This window comes from Dehalococcoidia bacterium (assembly GCA_041653995.1).
In the GTDB taxonomy this organism is placed as follows: domain Bacteria; phylum Chloroflexota; class Dehalococcoidia; order GIF9; family UBA5629; genus CAIMUM01.
Window position 1 is genome coordinate 1 of sequence record JBAZEK010000073.1, and the last position, 2,531, is coordinate 2,531.

At 49.7% G+C, this 2,531-nt stretch carries 4 protein-coding genes; all 4 read left to right on the top strand.

The window, feature by feature from the left end:
* The coding region (locus tag WC359_15610) for a hypothetical protein (GenBank protein ID MFA5401879.1) at nucleotides 1-193 on the top strand (193 nt) is incomplete at its 5' end.
* Nucleotides 194-497: 304 nt separating this feature from the next.
* Nucleotides 498-1,154, top strand: a complete 657-nt coding sequence (locus tag WC359_15615; protein MFA5401880.1) for a DUF2589 domain-containing protein — start codon at nucleotides 498-500, stop codon at nucleotides 1,152-1,154.
* 133 nt (nucleotides 1,155-1,287) lie between these two features.
* Nucleotides 1,288-1,968 carry a hypothetical protein gene (locus tag WC359_15620; protein ID MFA5401881.1) on the top strand — a complete coding sequence of 227 codons (681 nt, stop codon included), beginning with the start codon at nucleotides 1,288-1,290 and terminating at the stop codon, nucleotides 1,966-1,968.
* 2 nt (nucleotides 1,969-1,970) lie between these two features.
* A partial coding sequence (locus WC359_15625) for a hypothetical protein (GenBank protein ID MFA5401882.1) occupies nucleotides 1,971-2,531 on the top strand: 561 nt, incomplete at its 3' end.

A 2,531-nucleotide genomic window follows, 5' to 3' on the forward strand; every position in this document is an offset into this window, starting at 1 on the left:
GTACATTGCTGGTGCGAAAAAGAAAATGAGCATGATTGGGAATCAGCGCCCAAGCAAAACAGGATATCCCCGTCACGGGCAGAAGCCTCTCCAGGCGCGAAAGAAAATCCTCCCGGTCGGCATCGTCTCGAAATATTTGTCTGCGCTCGATCCCCCGGATCATAATGTGATGAAGGGCGGCGGGAGGGTCTAATCTCGCTGATCCAGGCATGAAAGGCCTCCTACATAAAAACATCTATCCTGTAAACTTAATTATTTAAGGGCGTCCCCTAGTCCCCTATAGTCCTAGTCCCCCTAGTCCTTACAGGTATGTCCGGTCCTTTTCCCACCAATCCCGGCAAATATTGTGATAATAAAACCCGTTATAATCCTTACACGTCGCTATGGGAATTAATCCTGTCGAATGAATATTATCCCTTGACAGGCAAAAACATCCCCCATATACTCCAACTCATCAACAGCAATACCTTATCAATAATAATTCAGGAGGTAAAGTTATGCCAAGTCCAGGTCAGGAATTATCAAGCATTGATTTTGAATCGATGATAGGCGGTCCTTTGATAGCGGTCGTCAACGCTCAGGCACAGGCTGCGATGTCAACAGTCAACTTCATTAAGGAAGTGGGCTTTAAAAAACCGAACGCCGAGCAGGAGGCCGGTGGCGACACATCGACGGAAGAACCTATCTATGTATCTTTCAAATATCCCAAGGAACTGAGGCCCTATGTGCCGGCCGTTCAAGCCGATCTGACGGCGACGCCGCCAGTGAATGCGTCCCCAGCGGTTCCGGCTGTATATGAGACGCAGGAACTGAAGGTGCCTATCCTGACGATTCTGCCGATTCCATTTATCCGCATCGAGTTTGCAACTGTCGATTTCAATGCGAAAATCAATTCAGTCGAATATCGCAAAACCAATACGGATCTAAAAATAAACTCATCCCTAGAAGCGAAAGCCGGCTGGTTGTGGGGCTCGGCAAAACTGAAAGTTTCGACCTCGTTCCAGCGCACGACGCAGGAAGGCAATTCCGTTAACCGAACCTACTCGCTGGCGATACATGTCAAAGTGGTTCAGGATGAAATGCCGGCAGGTATGGAGAAGATGCTGGGGATACTTGAGGGTGCCATTACTTCAACACCCGCCACAACGGCTTAGTAGCCTTCATTTGCTGGAATTATAGACCCCGTATATGTGCGTGCCGGCGGCATTTCAAGCCATGTCATGTAATTGGCTGCAGGTCTCGGGTACTGAAGGGATGTTTGCAGGATAATAATTTATTGGAGAAAAAATGCCAAAACTTGGTGATTATATCGGTCATCTCTTGTCTGAGATAGCAATAGCAAGAATGCAGGCGGATATCGAATCCGTCAGGATAGCCGAGTTGTATGCCGACCATCCTTTGCTGCGCAGCATGCCTGTCCCGCGCTTCCGCATGCCCGATGTGGAGATAGACGTACCTGTTGTCGTAAAGGGACTGGAAGATTCGCCTTTCGGCGAATCTTCCCACGGCACACCTCCCATCGCTGAAATTCGCAAGGTGTTTGATAAAGTATTCGAGGCAGTCATTACAAAAGAGCGTGTCATGATGAGTGCTGCCGACAAAAAAAGGATCGAGACAGTACTCGACCGTCGAACCGCGGCGCTGACCAGGCCCAAAGATACAGCCATTGAAGCCAACCGGGTGGCCGACGACTTTACAGCCAATGCAGTGAGGAGTCTGGGCGAGTTGATCAAGCCCGAAAAGCGTGCGGAGTTTCTGGAAACACTCAAAGACACCCTGCGGGTTGAGTTGTTGAGGATCATCAAGCCATCTACACGGCTCAATGTTCTTGTCACGACCGGAGAAATACGCGAGGCCGGTCCTAGTGAGGTCATTACCCGTCTACATCTGAAGATTTCGGAAGAAGCTTTTGAATGGACTTCCATCGAAACAGATGAAGGGGGAAAAGATCGTCTGGTCATAGGGTAGCCATGTTACGCATTGTCAATATCGAAGAAATACAGCGCATGCTGAACAACGTTTCCGGGCTGGTTGACGTGCAGCAGCGGCATGATTCCACATTTGATGAAAAAGTCAAAATGTGGCTGACGAAACTGGAAAAAATTCTCGAAAGCAATCGAATCATGTTTGCGGGTGAGATCGCAAGCCAGCGGGCGACGATCCTTGCTGCGGAAAACGGCATTCTTCCGCCCGGAATGGAAATGTACAGCGGAATCGGCAAGCGGAAAATCGTCCAGGCAACTGCAACCTTGTCGCTACGCAACGCCAGCCGCATGGTCACTGATTATCTCCGGAAGGAGGTCGACAGGGTTGCCGATGCCGAGCGGATGATGCGGCAGATCATCGCCATGGCAAAGGCTAAAGGCTTGATCACGGCAATGCCAATAGGCAACAATCGCACGGAGGCACTAAAATCTATTTGGCGCAATCTGGCTGCCGATGCTGAATTAGTGCCGGGTACAATCAATGTTGAGGGGCTTGTTGGGCCACATGATGCGCTGATCATTCTTGATCGGATAATGGCTAGTGAT

Coding starts and splice junctions, on each gene's coding strand:
- WC359_15615 (MFA5401880.1), top strand. CDS start 498: ATGCCAAGTCCAGGTCAGGAATTATCAAGCATTGATTTTGAATCGATG.
- WC359_15620 (MFA5401881.1), top strand. CDS start 1,288: ATGCCAAAACTTGGTGATTATATCGGTCATCTCTTGTCTGAGATAGCA.